Below are 17,399 nucleotides of genomic sequence, written 5' to 3'. Positions count from 1 at the left end.
AAACTAGGATTTAGCCTTTTTAGCCTTGGGAGCTTTGGCTTTGGGAGCGGCATCTTCGCCAACTACTTTTTTGCTGCCTTTGATTTTGGCTACGAACGTCTTGCTGGGCTTGAAGCTCGGAATGTAGTGCTCGTCGATGATGAGCGACGTGTTTTTAGAGATGTTGCGGGCTACTTTGCGGGCACGCTTCTTGTTCACAAACGAGCCGAAGCCACGCACGTAAATATTATGGCCCTCAGTCATAGAGTCCTTCACTACTTTGAAGAAGGCTTCTACGGTCGTCAGCACATCGGCTTTCTCGATGCCGGTTTTCTGCGAAATTTCGGAAATTACCTCAGCTTTGGTCACGTTGGTAAGGGGTACTGGAAGTGAAAAAAATGATTTTGTCGGACGCTTAATCCTCCGTTTTCCGGCGTAAGCCCTTGCCCGGTAAGGGGTTGCCATTGGAAATCGGACCACAAAGGTACTCCTTTTTTTTCGTTTGGCCAATGGTTGACCTCAAAATTGACCTTTGTCAAAATATTCTGCCTCATTCTCTTGCTTGTTCCTACCGCTCCGGCGGCGGCTTCGCCAGCCCCGTCGTTCCTAGCTTCGGCTTTGCTAAATTGGTATCCGCGCCACCGCCGCGACTTGCCTTGGCGCCATACCCGCAATCCCTATGCTATATGGCTATCTGAAGTTATTCTACAGCAGACGCGCGTCGCGCAAGGCCTGCCGTATTATCTTGATTTTCTGACTTCTTACCCTACTGTGCAAGACTTGGCTGCTGCCCCCGAGCAGGAAGTGCTGCGCCACTGGCAAGGCCTGGGCTACTACTCCCGCGCTCGCAACATGCACCACACGGCCCAGCAGGTGGTGCGCGAGTTTGACGGGCAGTTTCCGAGTACCTATGCTGGGCTGCGCCAGCTTAAAGGAGTAGGGCCTTACACAGCAGCGGCTATCGCATCTTTTGCGTTCGACGAGGCTGTGGCCGTGCTCGATGGCAACGTTTTTCGCGTATTGGCTCGCATTTTCGGGCTGCATTCTGATATTGCAGCGCCTGCTTCGCGCAAGGAGTTTCAGGCTGTGGCCGACCAGCACTTGCCCCCGGCCCACGCTGCTGAGTTCAACCAAGCCATTATGGAGTTTGGGGCTTTGCAGTGCACGCCACTCAAGCCCGATTGTCTATTTTGCCCCTTACAAAGCCAGTGCTGGGCATTTCAGCACGGGCAGGTAACGTTGCTACCGGTCAAGGCCAAGGCCAAAGCGGTGCGCACGCGGTACTTCCACTATTTCGTGCTGCGCCATGGTGAGAGGCTTTATTTAAAAGAGCGGCCGGGCGGCGACATCTGGCAAGGGCTATATGACTTTGCGCTGGCCGAAACCGATGCGGCCACCATGTCCGCGGCCGAAGTTGTGCGCCATGTTGAAGCCCTAGGAGGAACGCTGGTCACTAGCCACGTAGCTGAGGACCGGCCAGCCCCCACCTTGCGCCACGTGCTGAGTCACCAGAAGCTCGAGGCTCGCTTCCATGCAGTGGAGCTAGCCGCTGCCCTGCCCGAGACCGCCGCGCGCGACCTAGGCTTGCGGTCCTACTCCGCTAGCGAAATAGAAGCCCTGCCTAAGCCTGTTCTCATTAGCAATTACTTGGCTAAGGCTAAGTGAGGAGCCGTATTGCTTGCTATTATTTTTGGTAAAAAATTGCCAATTATATTTGCAAATGCCGGTCGCTATTCGTAATTTTAAACTGTCGAACACCCTAGGTGGCGACAGCTTGCATTTCACTTTTTAAACTAGCAAAGACTAGCAACAACATGGCCGGAGTAAACAAAGTAATTCTGGTAGGCAACCTCGGTAAAGACCCCGAAATACGCCACCTTGAGAGCGGGAATAGTGTGGCGCACTTTACCTTGGCTACCAACGAATATTATAAAGACAAGCAGGGTACCCGTGTCGAGCGTACCGAGTGGCACAACATCTCGGCGTGGCGCGGCTTGGCAGAGCTGGCTGAGAAGTACCTTAAAAAGGGCACCCAGGTATATATAGAAGGCAAACTGCGCACTCGCCAGTACCAAGATAAAGACCAGCAAACGCGCTATATCACCGAGATTATCGCCGATGAGATTTCGCTCCTAGGTGGGCGGGCCGGCGGCAATAATGCCAGTGCTCCTAGTACCAGTGCTGAGGAAAACGTGAGCCTGCGCCAAGAGCCCGAGCTTGATAAACTTCCATTCTAGCGGTTGAGTCAGTCTCCGTTATGAACCTAGACTCCGCGCCCCGGCACCAAGCCGGGGCGTTTTGGTGTTGGGCCGGATAGCAGCTTGCTACCTTTGGGTTGATTCTGGCTTTTGCATCTCATGACTTTCTCCCGATTCTGGGGGTTGCCGCTGCTGGCGGTGGCCAGCCTGGTAGCCGCTTGCTCGTCGGCGCCCGACTACACGCCCAAGCCCAAGGGCTACAACCGCATCGACTTGCCGCCCCATCGCTACCGGGTGCTCGGGCCGGGGCACCCCTACGAGTTTGAATATTCGACGGCCGCCAAGGTGCTGCGCGATTCATCGTACCTAGCGCAGCCCGACTGGCTCAATATCTATTACCCGCGGTTGCACGCCAATGTGCAGATTACTTATACCGATGTAGTGCGCGACCGCAAGCTCTATAATAAGATGATGGAAGATGCGCGCAAGCTCACGGGTAAGCACCAAATTAAAGCCACTTCAATAGAAGAGAAAATACTGCGCACTCCCAACGGCATGCGCGCTTCGGTATTTGAGCTAGAGGGCGAGGTGCCGAGTCAGTTCCAGTTTTATACCACCGACAGCACCAAGCACTTCTTCCGGGCAGCGCTCTACTTCCGCACCGCTACGGCCAATGATTCGCTGGCGCCGGTGATAGAGTACGTGAAATACGATATGATTAAGCTACTTAATTCGCTTAAGTACAAGAAGTAAAGAAATGAGTTTTGTAGTTGCTACGGCATTGCCAAGCGTCAGCTGCCAATAATTGAAAACTATTTAAGAAAAGCTAGCAGCTAACAGCCAAAAGCTAACAGCTGGATACATGAGCAATTTTTTTAATACCAAGCTTGAATACCTGCGAGGAGTAGGAGTGCAGCGAGCACAGCTGCTGGGCAAGGAGCTAGGGTTGTTTACCTACGGCGACCTTATTCAGCGCTACCCGTTTCGCTACCTCGACCGCACGCAGTTTTATAATATAGTAGACCTGCACGACGACATGTCGTTTGTGCAGGTAAAGGGCATTTTGCGCGGCCGCGAAGTGATAGGGGAGGGCCCTAAGAAGCGCCTCGTAGCCAAGGTGGGCGATGCCAGCGGCGAACTAGAGGTGGTGTGGTTTAAGGGGGTGAACTATTTGGAGAAGGTCATCAAAAACCACCAAGAGTACATTGTATTTGGCAAGCCCACTATGTTCAATGGCCGCCCCCAGATGGCCCACCCCGAGCTGGAAGAAGTAACTGAGCAGAAGGCAGGCCAGAGCTTTTTGCAGCCAGTGTACAACACCAGTGAAAAGTTGAAAAACTACCACCGCATCGATAGCAAGGCTATCATGCGCATGGTGAGCGACCTGCTGAAAATCGCGCTGCCGCAGGTTACTGAAACACTGTCGCCGGCCCTGATTCAACAATATGGGTTGATGGATAAGGCGGCGGCCTTACAGCAAATCCACTTCCCGCAGAATCAAGACTTACTGGATAGAGCGCGGTTTCGGCTCAAGTTTGAGGAGCTGTTTTATGTGCAGCTCAAGCTATTGCGCCAGAAAGACCAGCGCAAAGTGACCCTAGCTGGACAAGTCTTTAATGAAGTGCCCACGCTGGTGCACTTCTACAAGGATATCATGCCCTTCGACCTAACGGGCGCGCAAAAGCGGGTTATCCACGAGATTTACAAGGACTTCTTGGCCGGAAAGCAGATGAACCGGCTGCTGCAGGGCGACGTGGGTTCGGGCAAGACCATCGTAGCCTTTATCTCGATGCTGATGGCCGCCGACAACGGCGCTCAGAGCTGCCTGATGGCGCCCACCGAAATATTGGCCGACCAGCACTACCAGGGCCTCAAGGTGTATGCCAACCAACTCGGCATCAACCTAGGTAAGCTCACGGGCAGCACGCCCACCCGTGTGCGGCGCGAACTGCACGAGCAGTTGCGCGAAGGCACTATGCAAATGCTGGTGGGCACCCACGCGCTGCTCGAAGACGTGGTGCAGTTTCGCAACCTAGGGCTGACCATCATGGACGAGCAGCACCGTTTTGGGGTGGCGCAGCGCTCGAAGCTGTGGCAGAAAAACCCCTACGTGATTCCGCACGTGCTCGTGATGACGGCGACGCCCATTCCGCGTACGCTTGCCATGACGCTCTACGGTGACCTCGACGTAAGCGTAATTGACGAGCTGCCTGCCGGCCGCAAGCCCATCGTGACGGTGCACCGCTACGATGCCAACCGCCTGAAAGTATTTCAGTTTGTGCGCGACCAGGTGGCCCTAGGTCGGCAGGTATACATTGTATATCCGCTTATTGAAGAAAGCGAAACACTCGATTATAAGGACCTAACTGACGGCTACGAAAGCGTAAGCCGCGCTTTTCCGGAGATGCAAATCAGCATCGTGCACGGGCGCATGTCGGCCGAGCAGAAAGACTTCGAGATGGCGCGCTTCGTGAATAAGGAAACGCAGATAATGGTGGCAACCACCGTAATCGAGGTAGGGGTGAATGTGCCTAACGCCTCGGTGATGATAATTGAGAGCGCCGAGCGCTTCGGCCTCTCGCAGCTGCACCAGTTGCGGGGGCGCGTGGGCCGCGGCGCCGACCAGAGCTACTGCGTCCTGATGACAGGCTATAAGCTGAGCAAAGACAGCCGCACGCGCCTCGAAACTATGGTACGCACCAACAACGGCTTCGAGATAGCCGACATTGACCTGAAGCTGCGTGGCCCTGGCGACCTAATGGGTACGCAGCAGAGCGGCGTGCTCGACCTGCTCATTGCTGACCTAGCCAAGGATGGACGCATCTTAACCGAAAGCCGAGCCGCCGCGCAAGCTATCCTAAACGACGACCCCGACTTGGCACGCCCCGAGCACGGCAATATTCGGCGCCATATCGAAAGCCTACCCGCTACGGCCGTGAATTGGAGTCGGATAAGCTAAGTTTTTGGCCAGTAAGTGCAACAAAAAAGCGGCTTCTTGAGAAGCCGCTTGCCGAATTACAAAAAATAACCCTGTGATGCCTGCGTTCGAGCCGCCTGAGGTTGCCCGGTGGATGGCTGCGATTTGAGAAGCGGGGTAGACGTATAGCGTGCTAGTGCCAAGGGCAATGCTTGTGCAGTGGAAGTAGGACGAGTCGTCGCTAGGGGGGCGATAGCCGCTGGCTGCAAATAGCGTCCAATGATGATGAGCGCGAAGAGCGAGCTGATTTTAGCGAAAGATTTCATGGATGAAACGCTGCTAGCAAAGAAGCGCAGAGCAGCGAGGTTAAGGTGATTTTTCTAAAGTATCGAGCGCTAAAGGATGGGTGGGAGAGAAGAAAGGTAGAGTGTGTACTGTGCTGCTTACGCAGCGCGGCAGTTAAACGACTGCCAAGTGATAAGGTTGCGTAGCGCGGTGTATTATGTTACAAAAGTAACTGATACAAAGCAAAAAATATTGCCGCAAGATTATCCTTTCCCCTCAGCGGTTGATGCTTGCCCGCAGCGAGCGGCGCGGTACAAGAGGCTAGGCGGTACTTTTGGCCGCTAGATTTGCCCTAGGTCCAAGCTTTTTAATATTAAGTTATGATGCGTCGTTTTGCAGTAGCCCTTGCATTGGTAATGGGTGGGCTGATAGGTACCAGTTATTCAGCCCAAGCGCAGAAAGTAAAATCGGCGCCATTCAGCTACCTGCCCGAGCAAGGCGAGGACCGTTACAACCAGCGCGTGCCTCGCAAAACACTGGCCCTGGCCGATGGCAGTGGCTTCGTTATTCTGGCGCACCAAAGTGGCAGTGCCTACGCCGTCGAGCGCTATAGCGCCGACCTCAAAAAGCAATGGAGCACCACGCTGCCAATTGCACCCGGCGAAACGGTGGAGGCATTTGGCCGCAGTGCCGAGCAAGTCTGGGTGGTGCTGCACCACGCCGACGAAAACGGCCAGGACCTAGCCGTGCAGCCCGTGGCTCTAGCTAGCGGCCAGAAGGGAGCGCCAGTGGTGCTCGTGACGGCCGCTGCCAGTGAGCGTCGCCCCAGCGTGCGCCTCTCGCCCGATGGTACGCGGCTGCTCGCTTATCGCTACGCCACTCGCGATGAGCAGGTACGCAGTCTAGTGGGTACGCTCTACGACCAGAAGCTGACCAAAATTCTGGACCGTACTTATGATTTTCGGGACCAGGGTGACTTTTTCTCTCCCAACATCATCTTGGCTAATGATGGTACGCAATACGTGACTATGCTCGGCGATGCCATGCGCAAACTCACGGTGCGACGCTATCCTGCAACGCCCGACCGCATTGGCGTGCCAACTCCAATACCAGTCCTAGGGGTGCCGGTGGGCGGTGTGTTTGAGGGCAAGCCCATTACAATTCGGGATGCCAAATTCAGCTTGCTGCCCGACGGGCAGCTGTACGCGGCTGCGCTGTGTGCCAACTATGACAGTGGCGAGCTAACCAGCCTGAAAGTCGTGCGCTTCGACTTTGAAAACAAGAGCCTCAAGCTGGCACCTGAGCTACCATTTGCCCCCGCCTACCTTGCTGAGGTAGGAAAAGCCACGGGAACTGAGCCGAAGCGACTAGAAGATATTTATTTGGCCGATATGCTGCTATCGGAAAACACAAACCTGGTCATCATTGCCGAGCGACACTTTGAGGAAGGCGGCCCTGACCAGCCGGTGCACGCCCGCGAGTTGCACGTATTCGGCTATAGCGCGTTCGTGACACCTACTTGGCACCTAGTAGTGCCTAAAGACCAGGTAGCGCCCGCTATCGACAGTTATACCGGCATCGGTTTCCGGGCCGCCGTGTTTGGCGAAGATGTGCAGCTATTGACGCTGGAAAACATTGGCGGCAAGTCGGACCTCTACCTGCGCCACATTCAGGCACGTAATGGCATCCTAGGTGCCCAGCAGCGCCTTAAACTCAACGTAGCCAACGACCAGCAGCTAGCCTACGTCAAAGACTTTACCACTTGGCTCGGCCCTAAAGAAATCATCGGCGTTAGCCGCCCCAGCAAAAAATCGGCAGCCTTGCAGTTGAATGAAGTGAAGCTGAAGTAGACCAGTGATTATAGGAATTGCATAGATACGCCGCTGGTGTAGCTAACTTTTTGGATTGCTAGGTTTAGGTACTCAGTGATAAGGTGGTAAAACAGAAAAGGCTGCTCGTGAGAGCAGCCTTTTCTGTTTGTCATAGAAGAGCGTAATCAGCCGCGCACCTGCGATTAATAGATGTACTCGTTGGCTTCAATCAGCCCCGCAGCTACACGGCGGCGGGCATCTTTTACGTTGAAGAGGTCAGGCTTGGTGAAGCGCTTAAGGCCCATGCTCATCAGACGCTGCTCATCGCCCTCGGTCATGCTGGCGATGGCTTCGCGACCCGATTTCTCAACCAGGTCGATAGCGTCGGAGAGGTACACACGAGCCATGTCGAGCTGGCGGCTCAGGGCTTCTTCACCTTTGGCGGCAATTTCTTTTTCGACGCGCAACAGCGTGCTTTCGGCCACGTAGGTTTTGATGGCCATGTCGGCAATGTTCATCAGCACTTCCTGCTCTTTGGCGAGCGAGTTCATATACTTCTGCACGGCCGTGCCGGCTACCATTAGCACCGCTTTCTTCATGTTGGCGATGGCTTTCTTCTCAGCAGCAAAGGCCGAATCGTCGCTCTCGCCCATGCTTGGGATGCTCATCAACTCCTGCTGCACGGCTTGGGCCGGGCCCATAAGGTCGAGCTCGCCTTTCAGACCCTTCTTCAAAATCATATCCACGGCCAGCATCCGGTTGATTTCGTTGGTACCCTCAAAAATCCGGTTGATGCGCGAGTCGCGGTAGTTGCGGTCCATAGGGTAGTCGGCCGAGAAGCCGTAGCCACCATAAATCTGCACACCCTCGTCGGTCACATAATCAAGCACTTCTGAGCCTTCTACTTTCAGCATGGCGCACTCCACGGCAAACTCGCGGGCGGCACCCAGTAGGGCCTCGTTGGTACCCATGCCGCTGGCCATCAGCTCCTGCTCTTTGCGGTAGATGTCCTCGCCAGCGCGGTAAATGGCTGACTCCACGGCGTACATCCGAATGGCCTGCTGCGCCAATTTGTAGCGAATAGCGCCAAACTTCGAAATAGGCAGCTTGAACTGCACACGTTCGTTGGCATACTTCACGCTCTGCGTGGCGGTAGCTTTGGCACCACCTAGGCAGGCGGCGGCCAGCTTAATGCGGCCGATATTCAGCACGTTGAAGGCGATGAGGTGGCCTTTGCCAATCTCGCCCAGCACGTTTTCCTTGGGCACCAGCGCGTCGGTCAGGAACACCTGGCGGGTGCTGCTGCCTTTAATGCCCATCTTGTGCTCCTCGTTGCCGAGGCTCAGGCCGGGCGTGTCTTTGTCCACGATGAAGCCCGTGAACTGCTCGCCGTCAATCTTGGCAAACACGATAAACACGTCGGCAAAGCCAGCGTTGGTAATCCACATTTTCTGGCCGTTCAGCACGTAGTGCGTGCCTTCGGCGTTGAGCACAGCCTTGGTTTTAGCACCTAGGGCATCGGAGCCCGAGCCGGGCTCGGTGAGGCAATATGCACCCATCAGCGTGCCATCGGTGAGACCGGGGATGTATTTTTTCTTCTGCTCATCGTTGCCGAAGTACAGAATCGGCAGCAGGGCAATGCCCGTGTGCGCCGCAAACGCCACCGGAAACGAATTGCCGCCGCCCACGCCTTCCGTCACGCGTAGTGCGGTAGGGAAGTCCATATTCAGGCCGCCAAACTCTTCCGGCACGCTCACCCCAAACAGGCCAAGCTGGCCGGCTTTTTCCATCAGGCCACGCATCAGGCCCTCCTCGTGGTTATCGAGGCGCTCTACCAGCGGCCGTACCTCGGTTTCTACGAAGTCGAGGCAGGTCTGGTACATCATGTTCTGCTCCTCCGAAAAGTCGGCGGGCGTGAAAACGTCTTGGGCCTCCGTGGCTTTGATGATGAATTCGCCGCCCTTGGGAGCGGTTTTGTTGGATACTTCCATGATGAACTATGCGGTTGAGTGGGATTGAAACTGTTAGGCTAGCAGAGTATTTAGACAACAACGCGCCGAGCGTTTTGGTGTTGCAAGATAAGAAAAAAATGTTAGGCGTGCCGACTATTATGTTCAAAAAAAGAAGCTTCGTACTGTCACGAAGCTTCTTTTTTACCCTACTCTTGATTCGGGGCTTTCAGCCGCTGCATAAAGGCTTTAAAAGCTGGGGCTAACTCCTCAAACAACGGATGCTGCCGGTTTTTGAGCATCACCTCGCTAAACAGCTTCAGGCCGATAGCGAATTCGGTCGATTGGCCCGGTTCCTCAAACAGGTTACGACTTTGCAATCGCTCCACGATGCTGAAAATATCGTCGTGGTTTTCAAAGTCTAGTTCCAGCGGCTCTTGTTTGGGGCTGTCGGGGGCAATGCCAGCCACCTGCTCTAGACGCAGATGATATTGATGATATTTATAAGCGCGTTTGCTCATGGGATGCTACGAAAAGTATTCTCCTTGTTAGACGCGCCAACTCCGGCTTTATTTTAGTAGTTCATAGATGCCGGCCACGCCCTGGCCGCCGCCCACGCAGGCGGTTACCATGCCGTATTTCTGGCCACGCTCCCGCAACTCGTCGAAGAGCTGAATCGAGAGCTTGGCACCCGAGCAGCCTAGCGGGTGACCTAGGGCAATGGCGCCGCCGTTCACGTTGAGCTTGTCCATGTCAATGCCGAGCTCGCGCACCACGGCCAGCGACTGGCAGGCGAAAGCCTCGTTCAGCTCAATCAGGTCGATGTCTTCGAGCTTCATGCCAGCCTGCTTGAGGGCCTTTGGCACCGCCTTGATGGGTCCCATGCCCATGATGCGCGGGTCGATACCTTCGCTGGCGTAAGTCACCATGCGGGCGATGGGCTCTAGGTTCAATTCCTTCACCATCTTCTCGCTCATTACCAGTACAAAAGCCGCCCCATCGGAGGTTTGCGACGAGTTGCCGGCCGTGACCGAGCCATTGGCGGCGAACACGGGGCGCAGGCGGGCCAGCGCTTCGAGCGACGTGTCGGCGCGCGGGCCTTCATCGGTATCCACCACGTAGGAGCGGGTTTTCTTCTTGCCGGTGGCCTGGTCGAGGTAGGTTTCCTCCACCGTGATAGGCACGATGCTCTGCTTGAATTTGCCGGCTGCGATGGCCTTAATGGCCTTTTGGTGTGAGTTGTAGCTAAACTTGTCCTGGTCTTGGCGCGACACGTTGTAGTCCTTGGCCACAGCCTCGGCGGTGAGGCCCATGCCGATGTAGTAATCGGGGTGCTGAGTGGCCAGCTTATAATTAGGCGCGGTTTTCCAGCCTACGGTGGGTACCATGCTCATGCTCTCGGTGCCGCCCGCGATGATGCAGTCAGCCATGCCAGCCGTGATTTTGCCCACCGCCATTGCGATGGTTTCCACGCCCGAGCCGCAGTAGCGGTTCACGATGAGGCCCGGCACATTGATGGGTAGTGCGAGCAGCGAGATGAGGCGGCCCATTTGCAGGCCCTGCTCGGCTTCGGGCACGGCGTTGCCCACGATAACGTCATCGACGCGGCTGGGGTCGAGGGCCGGTACCGACTTGACGAGGTGCTTGATAACCTCGGCGGCGAGGTCATCGGGCCGAGTGAAACGGAATACGCCACGGGGCGCTTTGCCGACAGCCGTGCGGTAGCCGGCCACGATATATGCTTGTTGGGGAGACATTTGGTTGCTTCTGTCATGCTGAGCTTGCGAAGCATCTTATCACGTTCGCAGCGCTCGGGTGGGAAATGGGGTCTGGCGAAGGCAGCCGTGATAAGACGCTTCCTTCGCCAGCATGACAATAAGTTAATTACGCAGTGGCTTGCCAGTGGTCAAAATTGACTGAATCCGCTCCAGCGTCTTGCGTTCGCCGCAGAGGCTCAAGAACGCCTCGCGCTCCAAGTCCAGCAGGTACTGCTCGCTCACCTCGGTGGGGGAGGAGAGGTCGCCGCCGCACATCACGTAGGCAAGCTTATTGGCAATTTTCTCGTCGTGCTCGGAGATGTAGTTGCCCATTTTCATAGCGTACACGCCACTCATGAACATGCCAAGCGCGCCCCGGCCGTGCACCTTGATGTTGGTCTTCTGGCTCGGCTGTGAATAGCCAGCGTCAGCTAGCTCAATAGCCGCGGCCTTGGCCTGGGCGATTACCCGATTCGAGTTCACTACAATCTCGTCGCCCCGACGCAAGTAGCCCAGGTCAAATGCTTCGGCGGCCGAAGTCGAAACTTTAGCCGTGCTGATAGTCATGTACGTGTTGCGCAGTAGGTTAAATTCAGGCTCGCCTTCCTCGTACTTGGCTGCCGTGCGCAAGGTCATTTCCTTGGTGCCGCCGCCGCCGGGTATTAGGCCCACGCCAAATTCGACGAGGCCGATGTACGATTCGGCCGAGGCCACCACACGGTCGCAGTGCAAGTTCAGCTCGCAGCCGCCTCCTAGGGTGAGGCCGTGCGGCGTGCCTACTACCGGAATGCTGCTGTAGCGCATCCGCATCATAGCCTGCTGAAACTGCTGAATCATCATATTCAGCTCGTCAAACTCCTGCTCCAGCGCCTGCATGTACACGAGGCCCAGGTTGGCGCCGGCTGAGAAGTTGGGCGCGTCGTTGCCCACCACCAGGCCGCGGTAGCCGTTTTCGGCCATCTCCACGCCTTTCAGCAAACCCTGGATAACATCGGTACCTAGGGAATTCATTTTGGAGTGAAACTCCACGTTCAAGATACCATCGCCTAGGTCAATAACCGACGCGCCGGCGTTTTTCCATAGCACCTTGCCGCTGGCCCGCAGGTTGTCGAGAATGATGAAATTCTCAACACCCGCCACTGGCTGATATGCCTTGCTTTCCTTATCGTAAAACTTCCGAGCGCCGTTTTCTACCTTGTAAAAGGTCGTGTTGCCAGCCGCCAGCATTTCCTCAACCCACGGCGCTACGGTACGCCCAGCCGCTTTAGCTAGGTCAATGCCCGCTTGTACACCTAGGGCGTCCCAGGTCTCAAACGGCCCCAGCTCCCAGCCGAAGCCGGCGCGGAGTGCATCATCAATCTTATACAGTTGGTCCGCGATTTCGGGAATGCGGTTGCTCACATAGGCGAAGAGGCTGCCGAAGCTCAGGCGGTAAAACTCGCCGGCCTTGTCCTTGCCCGAAACCAGTACTTTGAAGCGGTCGGCCAGCTTGTCGATGCTCTTAGTCATCTCCAAGGTGGCAAACTTTACCTTCTGCGAAGGCTTGTACTCTAGCGTGTTGAGGTCCAGTGCGTGGATTTCTGACTTACCGCCTTCGCCCTTTACTTTCTTGTAGAAACCTTGGCCAGTCTTGTCGCCTAGCCACTTGTTCTCGCCCATTTGCTTCACGAAGTCGGGCAGTACAAACACGTCCTTGGCTTCGTCATTCGGTAGGCCTTGAGCCAGACCATTGGCCACGTTGATGGTCGTATCCAGCCCCACCACATCCGACGTACGCAGCGTGGCTGACTTGGCGTGGCCGATAACCGGGCCAGTTAGCTTGTCGGCTTCCTCCACCGTCAAACCCAGCTTCTGCATGGTTTGCATAGCGTCGAGTAGGGCAAATACGCCCACGCGGTTGGCAATAAAGCCGGGCGTGTCCTTGGCCAAAACCACCGTCTTACCTAGGTATAGGTCGCCGTAGTGCAGGAGGAAATCCAGCACCTCCGGCTTGGTTTCTGGCGTCGGAATAATCTCCAACAGCTTCAGGTAGCGCGGCGGGTTGAAGAAGTGCGTGCCCGCAAAGTGCTGCTTGAAATCGTCTGAGCGGCCCTCGGCTAGCAGGTGAATTGGGATGCCCGAGGTGTTGCTCGTAATAAGCGTGCCCTTCTTGCGAAACTGCTCTACGCGCTCGTAAAGGCTCTTTTTAATGTCGAGCCGTTCCACCACGACCTCAATTACCCAGTCGCAGGTAGCAATGTCCTTGAGGTTATCATCGAAGTTGCCGGTCTTGATGCGGCTCACCTCGCTCTTGCGGTACAGCGGCGAGGGGTTGGCCACCACGGCGGCCTGCAAGGCGCTGTTCACGATGCGGTTGCGCACGGCGAGCGCGTCTAGCTTGAGGCCTTTTTTCTCTTCATCGGCCGTCAGCTCTTTTGGCGCGATATCGAGCAGCAGCACCTGCACACCGATGTTAGCAAAGTGGCAGGCAATGCGCGAGCCCATGACGCCGGAGCCCAAAACGGCGACTTTCTTGATTACTCGTTTCATAGTTTACTCTGTCATCCTGAGCTTGCGAAGGACCTTGTCACGTGCGCAGCGCTCAGTAGGGTGGGAAAAATTAAGCTAGCAAAGGCAGCCGCGATAAGCTACTTCCTTCGGGACGCTAGATGGCATGACAAGCGTTTCTACTAGACCGGTGCGTCTTTGCGCAACGGCTTCAACTCGAAGTCGTCAAACAGCGTCTTGCCCTCAATCATGCTCGTAATCTGGCTGGCTACCTTGAAGAAGGTGTCGAGCTGGCTCTGCGGGATTTTGGCGCGCATCTTCTGGTTGAAGTGCCGCACCGTTTGGCGCGAAACTTCCTTCTTTTCCAGCCCTAGGTCGGTCAGGAAGATGCGGACCGAGCGCTTATCCTGGGTATCGGCTTGTTTATAGATGAGGCCTTTCTCCTCCATGCTGCGCAAAATGCGCGTTAGCGAGCGGGTTTCGAGGCCCAGTAGCGGCGCTATTTTGGTGGCGGGCGTGCCTAGCTCTTGGTCAATGTTGAGCAGCACGAAGCCGATACTGGTCGTGATGTCGTAGCGGGCCGCTTGCGTATTGTACATGCGCGAAATGGCGTGCCAGGCTACTTTAATGTTGTAATCGACGGTTTCTTCGGGTTTCATGCGCGGGCGGGGAAAGTGCGGTAAACTTACGAAGAAATTTATTAGGCTTGCATACTAAATAAGGATAAAAAGAACCGTCATGCAGTGCCTAGCGAAGCATGACGGTTGCAAGTTATTAGTGGCGCGAAGCCGTGTGCGGCTCGCGCTCGGCTTTGTTGTAAAGCTCTTCGATGATATCCTTATTATTCTCGGTTATCACCTTGCGCTTCACCTTCATGGTAGGCGTCATTTCGCCGGTTTCTACTGTCCAAAGCTCAGGTAGCAGCACTTCTTTTTTCACTTGCTCCCACTGGGCAAAGCCTTGGTTGTACTTCTTGACGAGGTCGTGGTAGAGCTTTATGACCTTCTCATCCTTCACTAGGTCGGCGTGCGACTTGGCGGCCACGCCGTTCTTCTCCGCCCATTTTCTTAGCTCATCAAAAGCCGGGATGATGAGGGCAGCCGGAAACTTGCGGTCGGACCCGACGACCATCATTTGCTCGATGAGCGGGTCTTCTTTCATCTTGTTTTCAATGACTTGCGGGGCGATGTACTTGCCGCCGCTGGTCTTGAACATCTCTTTCTTGCGGTCGGTGATTTTGAGGAAGCGACCGTCCACAAACTCGCCAATATCGCCGGTGTGAAACCAGCCGTCTTTGTCAATGGCTTCGGCGGTCAGCTCGGGCTTGTTGTAGTAACCCTTCATTACGGAGGCCGACTTGGTCAGAATCTCGCCATCTTCGGCAATCTTCACCTCCATGTTGTCGATGAGCGGGCCTACCGCGCCTATCATATTGTTCTCGGGCTCATAGCCGTTCACTGCAATCACGGGCGAGGTTTCGGTGAGGCCGTAGCCTTCCATCACCCTGATTTGGGCAGCCCAGAACACGCGGGCCAGGCGCGGCTGCAAGGCCCCGCCGCCACTCACGATGCAGCGCAAATTGCCACCTAGGGCCTCGCGCCACTTATTAAATATGAGCTTGTTGGCCAGCGCCAGCTCGGTGTTGTAGATAAAGCCTTGGTTTTTCTGGGTGTCGAATTTCAGCCCTAGGTCGAGCGCCCAGAAGAAAAGCTTGTGCTTGATGCCGGTTTGCTCGTGGCCTTTGGCTACGATTTTGTCATACACTTTTTCGAGCAGGCGCGGCACGGTGGTGAAAATGCTGGGGTGCACCTCGCGCAGGTTGTCGGCGATGGTTTCCATGCTCTCGGCGTAGTAGATGCTCACGCCATGAATCATGTACAGATACGTCACCATGCGCTCAAAAATGTGGCACAGGGGTAAGAAGCTCAGTGCTTTATCCTCCTGGCCCACGGGTACGTAGCGCGCCGAGCTGCGGCAGTTGCTGAGTAGGTTGTCGTGGCTGAGCATTACGCCCTTGGGCGCGCCGGTGGTGCCGCTGGTGTAGATGAGCGTGAGCAGGTCGTCGGGCTGCACGGCAGCTTTCAGCGGCTCTAGGTCGGCGGGGTTGCCTTGTTTGCCCAGCTCTAGCAGCTCATCGAAGTGCCTGGCACCCGCTACCTTATCGAAGGTGAAGACGTTTTCGGCCGGAATGTTGAGGCCGGCAGTAGCTTCTTTTACCTTGTTAAACAGCTGCTTGTCGGCTACAAAAACCGCCCGCACGCCCGCATCAGTGAAAATATACTTGTAGTCCTCCACCGTGATGCTCGGGTACATGGGCACGCTGGTACCCCCGATTTGGGCAATGCCGAAGTCGGCGAGCAGCCACTCGGGCCGGTTCATGCTGATAATGGCCACTTTATCGCCCTTTTTCAGCCCTAGGGCCAGTAGGCCCAGGCTTACCAAGTTGGTTTGGTCCTGCACCTGCTGGCTGCTGAGCGGCTGGTACTGGCCGTTGATTTTAGCAGCAAGCGCGTCGGGCTTGGGAAATTTCTCGAGCTGATTGGCTAGGATATCGAAGGAGCGGCGGACGTCCATAAAAGGGGGCGAGAGGCGTGGGAATGCGGGGTTAAAGAAACAAGCTTTTTACCGAAATATTTCCCGGTCTTGATGCGCCCAATAACTCGGCACGGCCCGGGCTAGACCAATCTGGCCGGCGCGGGGTGTAAATTTGACCGCGCCCCGCCGCGCTAACGAATGAATCTGGCTCTATTTTTTGACTCGCTACCCGACGAGCTGACCGCCCCTTCGGCTGCCCCCACCACGGTAGCCGCCTATGCCACGCGCTTTGCCGAGACTTTTCCCGACTGGCGCAGTGCCGACTTGGCTATCATTGGCCTCGATGAGTGGCGGGGCACGGCCGCCGGTGCGCCCCCCGCGGGCCAGCACGGCGCTAACTGCGTGCGCCAGCGCTTTTATCAGCTGCAGCGCAGCACGGGGCCGCTGCGCCTAGTCGACCTAGGTAATCTGCGCCCTGGCCTCAGCCTGGACGACACCTACCAGCGCCTGCGCGAAATAGTGCGCGCCTTGCTGGAAGCCAATACAATACCCATCTTGTTGGGCGGTGGCCACGACCTCGATTATGGCCAGTTTCTGGCTTATGAGCCGCCGCACGATGAGCCGACGCCGGCTATCAACTTTGCCGTAGTCGATTCGCGTCCTGACATGGCGTTGCCCATGCCTGGCACGCCAGCCGAGGACAGCCACCTGCGCCGCCTGCTGCTGCACCATCCCAATTTCGTGTTCAGCTGCGCGCACCTAGGGCACCAGCAGTACCTCACGCCGCCCGATATCCTGGCCGCGTTTGAGAAACTGCACTTCGAAACCATGAGCGTAGGCGAGCTGCGCACCGACCGCCGCCTGGCCGAGCCAGTGCTGCGGCAGGCCAATTTTCTGAGTTTTGATATTGCGGCCATTCGTTGGCAAGACGCGCCGGGCTACTATCCGGCCAGCCCTTTTGGCCTCAGCAATGAAGATGCGGCCCAGCTTTGCTGGTACGCGGGCCACAATGAGCAGCTTACGTCCATTGGCCTCTACGGCTATCGGCCCGACCACGACCCGCACGGGCTGGCGGCGGGCACGCTGGCGGCCATGCTCTGGTATTTTATCGAAGGGTATTATCACCGCCGGCCCGAAACGGGCTTCGGTACGTACCGCTTCCTTACCTACACGCTGGTACTGCCCGGCAATGGCAAGGGCACGCCAACCGAGCTGGTCTTCTACAAATCGCGCCGCTCGGATACCGACAAGTGGTGGATGGAGGTAGAAAGCCTAGCCGACAACTCGGTGAAGCGCATTGTGCCTTGCACTCACCAAGACTACCTGCACGCCGCCCAGGGCGACTTGCCGCAACGCTGGATTCGGACGCAGGCGCTGTTGGGGTAAACTTAATTCCATCTGTCATGCTGAGCTTGCGAAGCATCTTACTACGCTAGAGTTAGCTAAGCGAGCGTGATAAGATGCTTCGCAAGCTCAGCATG

General features: G+C 56.2%; 13 protein-coding genes. 6 read left to right on the top strand and 7 right to left on the bottom strand.

The window, feature by feature from the left end:
• Positions 1 to 3 precede the first annotated feature (3 nt).
• Positions 4 to 444: an HU family DNA-binding protein gene (locus tag FNT36_RS22995; RefSeq protein WP_198991545.1), complete on the bottom strand. Its 441-nt coding sequence runs from the start codon at positions 442 to 444 to the stop codon at positions 4 to 6.
• Between the two features lie 93 nt (positions 445 to 537).
• Between FNT36_RS22995 and mutY the strand changes: the two genes are divergently transcribed.
• From mutY to FNT36_RS22970, 5 genes are all read left to right on the top strand, one after another.
• Positions 538 to 1,644, top strand: coding sequence for an A/G-specific adenine glycosylase (gene mutY, locus FNT36_RS22990; RefSeq protein WP_144852676.1), 1,107 nt, complete (start codon positions 538 to 540; stop codon positions 1,642 to 1,644).
• Positions 1,645 to 1,793: 149 nt separating this feature from the next.
• Positions 1,794 to 2,216 (top strand): single-stranded DNA-binding protein, encoded by a 423-nt coding sequence (locus tag FNT36_RS22985; RefSeq protein ID WP_144852674.1) that lies wholly within the window; start codon positions 1,794 to 1,796, stop codon positions 2,214 to 2,216.
• Between the two features lie 120 nt (positions 2,217 to 2,336).
• A complete protein-coding gene (gene gldD / locus FNT36_RS22980) occupies positions 2,337 to 2,930 on the top strand; it encodes a gliding motility lipoprotein GldD (RefSeq protein WP_144852672.1) in 594 nt (197 codons plus the stop codon).
• Positions 2,931 to 3,039: 109 nt separating this feature from the next.
• On the top strand, positions 3,040 to 5,136 hold the full coding sequence (recG, locus tag FNT36_RS22975) for an ATP-dependent DNA helicase RecG (protein ID WP_144852670.1): 2,097 nt from the start codon (positions 3,040 to 3,042) through the stop codon (positions 5,134 to 5,136).
• A gap of 623 nt (positions 5,137 to 5,759) precedes the next feature.
• Positions 5,760 to 7,229: a hypothetical protein gene (locus FNT36_RS22970; RefSeq protein WP_144852668.1), complete on the top strand. Its 1,470-nt coding sequence runs from the start codon at positions 5,760 to 5,762 to the stop codon at positions 7,227 to 7,229.
• Positions 7,230 to 7,393: 164 nt separating this feature from the next.
• Here the strand turns inward: FNT36_RS22970 and FNT36_RS22965 are convergent, their stop codons facing one another.
• The 6 genes from FNT36_RS22965 to FNT36_RS22940 form a co-directional block, all read right to left on the bottom strand.
• Positions 7,394 to 9,181, bottom strand: a complete 1,788-nt coding sequence (locus FNT36_RS22965) for an acyl-CoA dehydrogenase family protein (protein WP_144852666.1) — start codon at positions 9,179 to 9,181, stop codon at positions 7,394 to 7,396.
• Between the two features lie 167 nt (positions 9,182 to 9,348).
• A complete protein-coding gene (locus FNT36_RS22960; RefSeq protein ID WP_144852664.1) occupies positions 9,349 to 9,660 on the bottom strand; it encodes a DUF3861 domain-containing protein in 312 nt (103 codons plus the stop codon).
• A 48-nt stretch (positions 9,661 to 9,708) separates the two neighbouring features.
• The gene (locus tag FNT36_RS22955; RefSeq protein WP_144852662.1) at positions 9,709 to 10,896 is read right to left on the bottom strand and encodes an acetyl-CoA C-acyltransferase; all 1,188 of its coding nucleotides are present in this window, start codon (positions 10,894 to 10,896) and stop codon (positions 9,709 to 9,711) included.
• A 123-nt stretch (positions 10,897 to 11,019) separates the two neighbouring features.
• Positions 11,020 to 13,425, bottom strand: a complete 2,406-nt coding sequence (locus FNT36_RS22950) for a 3-hydroxyacyl-CoA dehydrogenase/enoyl-CoA hydratase family protein (RefSeq protein ID WP_144852660.1) — start codon at positions 13,423 to 13,425, stop codon at positions 11,020 to 11,022.
• A 140-nt stretch (positions 13,426 to 13,565) separates the two neighbouring features.
• Positions 13,566 to 14,042: a MarR family winged helix-turn-helix transcriptional regulator gene (locus FNT36_RS22945; protein WP_144852658.1), complete on the bottom strand. Its 477-nt coding sequence runs from the start codon at positions 14,040 to 14,042 to the stop codon at positions 13,566 to 13,568.
• Between the two features lie 115 nt (positions 14,043 to 14,157).
• Positions 14,158 to 15,957, bottom strand: coding sequence for an AMP-dependent synthetase/ligase (locus FNT36_RS22940; protein WP_144852656.1), 1,800 nt, complete (start codon positions 15,955 to 15,957; stop codon positions 14,158 to 14,160).
• A gap of 159 nt (positions 15,958 to 16,116) precedes the next feature.
• On the opposite strand from FNT36_RS22940, the gene FNT36_RS22935 reads away from it, so the two are divergent.
• Positions 16,117 to 17,304, top strand: coding sequence for a formimidoylglutamase (locus FNT36_RS22935; protein WP_144852654.1), 1,188 nt, complete (start codon positions 16,117 to 16,119; stop codon positions 17,302 to 17,304).
• Positions 17,305 to 17,399: the final 95 nt, after the last annotated feature.

The sequence above is a fragment of the Hymenobacter setariae genome (genome assembly GCF_007713685.1).
GTDB classification, from domain to species: domain Bacteria; phylum Bacteroidota; class Bacteroidia; order Cytophagales; family Hymenobacteraceae; genus Hymenobacter; species Hymenobacter setariae.
Note: the sequence above shows the minus strand (reverse complement) of the source record. Positions and strands in the feature narration are given on the sequence as shown.

Bases quoted from the DNA above. Each gene is read 5' to 3' on its own strand.
- FNT36_RS22960 (WP_144852664.1), bottom strand. From the start codon at position 9,660: ATGAGCAAACGCGCTTATAAATATCATCAATATCATCTGCGTCTAGAG.
- FNT36_RS22955 (WP_144852662.1), bottom strand. From the start codon at position 10,896: ATGTCTCCCCAACAAGCATATATCGTGGCCGGCTACCGCACGGCTGTC.
- FNT36_RS22940 (WP_144852656.1), bottom strand. From the start codon at position 15,957: ATGGACGTCCGCCGCTCCTTCGATATCCTAGCCAATCAGCTCGAGAAA.
- FNT36_RS22945 (WP_144852658.1), bottom strand. From the start codon at position 14,042: ATGAAACCCGAAGAAACCGTCGATTACAACATTAAAGTAGCCTGGCAC.
- FNT36_RS22970 (WP_144852668.1), top strand. From the start codon at position 5,760: ATGATGCGTCGTTTTGCAGTAGCCCTTGCATTGGTAATGGGTGGGCTG.
- FNT36_RS22965 (WP_144852666.1), bottom strand. From the start codon at position 9,181: ATGGAAGTATCCAACAAAACCGCTCCCAAGGGCGGCGAATTCATCATC.
- FNT36_RS22995 (WP_198991545.1), bottom strand. From the start codon at position 444: ATGGCAACCCCTTACCGGGCAAGGGCTTACGCCGGAAAACGGAGGATT.
- recG (WP_144852670.1), top strand. From the start codon at position 3,040: ATGAGCAATTTTTTTAATACCAAGCTTGAATACCTGCGAGGAGTAGGA.
- FNT36_RS22985 (WP_144852674.1), top strand. From the start codon at position 1,794: ATGGCCGGAGTAAACAAAGTAATTCTGGTAGGCAACCTCGGTAAAGAC.
- FNT36_RS22935 (WP_144852654.1), top strand. From the start codon at position 16,117: ATGAATCTGGCTCTATTTTTTGACTCGCTACCCGACGAGCTGACCGCC.
- gldD (WP_144852672.1), top strand. From the start codon at position 2,337: ATGACTTTCTCCCGATTCTGGGGGTTGCCGCTGCTGGCGGTGGCCAGC.
- FNT36_RS22950 (WP_144852660.1), bottom strand. From the start codon at position 13,425: ATGAAACGAGTAATCAAGAAAGTCGCCGTTTTGGGCTCCGGCGTCATG.